Below are 2,578 nucleotides of genomic sequence, written 5' to 3'. Positions count from 1 at the left end.
CGCCACGGTGGGTGTCGTGCCCCCCGCCAACGCTCCCCCCGCCAATCCGGCCCTGAAGGTTCAACCCCGCCCGGAAACAGCCTCCGCCCCCGGCGAAGCCGCCCCGCGCCCCGCCGCCCCGCGCGGCCCGACACAAAACGACCTGCTGATCCGGGCACGGGAAGCCTTTCGCAACGGCAATCCGGCGGGCGCCTCCGAGATCTATCGCACCCTTCTCAAAACCGAACCCCGCAACCACGCCGCCCTCTCCGGACTGGCCTCCCTGGCTATCCGCCGCAACGACAAGGAAGAGGCCAAGGAGTTGTACCGCCGCATTCTGCGGGAGGATCCCCACGACTCCATGGCCATCGCCGGATTGTCGAGCCTGGTCGGTTTCCCCGACACCCAGCAGGCCGAAAGCCGCCTGAAACAACTGGTGCGCGACAATCCCGAAGCGGCTCATCTGCACTTCGCCCTGGGTAACGTCTACGTGGAGCAGAAAAACTGGCGGGAGGCCGTGGACGCCTTCTTCAACGCTCATCGCCTCGACGGGGACAACGCCGATATCGCCTTCAACCTGGCCGTGAGCCTCGATCGCCTGGGACAAAAACGCCCGGCCCTCGACTTCTATCGCAAGGCCCTGCTCACCGCCGGTCGCTCCGGAAACATCGGCTTCGACCCCCAGGCCGTGCAACGCCGTATCGACCTCCTCGATCCGGGTCGCTGATCATGGCGACCACGGTCAAAGAACGCCGCCGCATCGGCGATATCCTGCTCGAAAGCGGCGCCCTCGACGAAGACCAGCTCGGCATCGCCCTCAAGGAACAGAAAAAAAGCGGCCAGCAACTGGGACGCCTCGTCGTCAAACTGGGCTTCGTGCCCGACTACGTGATGCGCAATCTGCTGGGACGAGCCCTCGACAAACCGGTCATCGACCTGAGGGAAACCGCGCCCGATGCCAAAGCCCTCTCCCTGATGAGCAAAAAACTGGTGGATCACTACCAGGTGATCCCCGTCTTCTGGGACGAAACCGCTCTGATCCTCACCCTGGCCATGTCCGATCCCCAGGATGTGGCCGCCATCGACAAGATCCAGGCCAACATCCAGCCCGGCATCCGCATCGAAACCCTGCTGGCCACCGAAGCCGACATCGCCCAGGCCATCCAGAAATACTACGGGGTGCAACTCTCCCTGGAAGGCACCATCCGGGAACTGGAGACCGGCGACGTCGATCTGACCAATCTGCCCGCCCTGCAAAGCGGACCCATCAGCCACCCCATGGTGCGTCTGGTGGACATGCTGCTGGCCGACGCCGTCTATCGGGAAGCCTCGGACATCCATATCGAGCCCGAACTCGGCTTTCTGCGCATTCGTTACCGCATCGACGGCGTGCTTATCGACGTGCGCAATCTGCATCGGGACTATCTGTCGGGCATGGTGGTGCGCATCAAGGTCATGTCGGGCATGAACATCGCCGAAACCCGCGCTCCCCAGGACGGGCGCTTCTCCCTCAACATCGCCAGCCGCAGCATCGACTTCCGCGTCTCCAGCCAGCCGGTCAGCCACGGCGAAAACGTGGTATTGCGTATTCTGGACCGCAGCAAAGGCATCATGCGCCTGGAAGAGATGGGGCTCTCGCGGGAGACCTTCCTCACCCTCAAGATGATGATGTCCCGCCCGGAAGGGGTCATTCTGGTCACCGGCCCCACCGGCAGCGGCAAAACCACCACCCTCTATTCGATGTTGAACTACCTCAACACCGAATCGGTGAACATCATGACCCTGGAGGATCCCGTCGAATACCCCATGCCCATGGTGCGTCAGACGGCCGTCAACCCCAGCGCCAACCTCGACTTCGCCAACGGGGTGCGCTCCCTGCTGCGGCAGGATCCGGACATCATTCTGGTCGGCGAAATCCGCGACAAGGATACGGCCCAGATGGCCTTGCGCGCCGCCATGACCGGTCATCAGGTCTACAGCACCCTGCACACCAACTCGGCGCTGGGCATCTTTCCCCGCTTGCTCGATATCGGGGTCAGTCCGGAGATTCTCTCCGGCAACATCATCGGCATTCTCGGACAGCGTCTGGTGCGCAAGCTCTGCCACGCCTGCCGTATCTCCGACACCCCCTCCTCCCTGGAAAAACGCATTCTGGGGCTCTCGCCCGACGACCCCCACCCCATCTTCCGGGCCCGGGGCTGCGCCAAATGCAACGGCTTCGGTTATCGGGGCCGCGTCACCCTGATGGAGGCCTTGCGCATGGATGAGGATTTCGATGCCATCATCGAACGCGGCGCACCGAAAACCGGCATTTTGCAACTGGCCCGGCAAAAGGAGATGAAATTCATGCTGGATGACGGCATTCGGCAGGTTCTGAATGGAATCACCACCCTGGAGGAGGTCAGCCGGGTGCTGGATGTTTCGCGCAAGCTGGAAAAATAGTTATAGAATATACAGTCGGGTATTCTGGAGTTTCAGTCCGCGCCCCCGCGTGGGGGGGACCACCCACCTGACCGGCACCGATGGCACGGTGATGGAGTTTCAGTCCGCGCCCCCGCGTGGGGGGGGGACCAGGATAGATGGGGCTGGAAGGGAAAAT

2 protein-coding genes are annotated in these 2,578 nt (G+C 62.8%); both read left to right on the top strand.

Going from position 1 to position 2,578, the window contains the following annotated elements:
* Positions 1-16 precede the first annotated feature (16 nt).
* A complete protein-coding gene (locus tag HQL56_19515) occupies positions 17-706 on the top strand; it encodes a tetratricopeptide repeat protein (GenBank protein ID MBF0311705.1) in 690 nt (229 codons plus the stop codon).
* A 2-nt stretch (positions 707-708) separates the two neighbouring features.
* Entirely contained in the window at positions 709-2,421 is a 1,713-nt protein-coding gene (locus HQL56_19510) for a type II/IV secretion system protein (protein MBF0311704.1), read from the top strand.
* Positions 2,422-2,578: the final 157 nt, after the last annotated feature.

The organism is Magnetococcales bacterium (assembly GCA_015231925.1).
Classification (GTDB): Bacteria; Pseudomonadota; Magnetococcia; order Magnetococcales; family JADGAQ01; genus JADGAQ01.
Note: the sequence above shows the minus strand (reverse complement) of the source record. Positions and strands in the feature narration are given on the sequence as shown.

What these genes read in the sequence shown, in the direction of transcription:
- HQL56_19510 (MBF0311704.1), top strand. Translation starts at nt 709, where the DNA reads ATGGCGACCACGGTCAAAGAACGCCGCCGCATCGGCGATATCCTGCTC.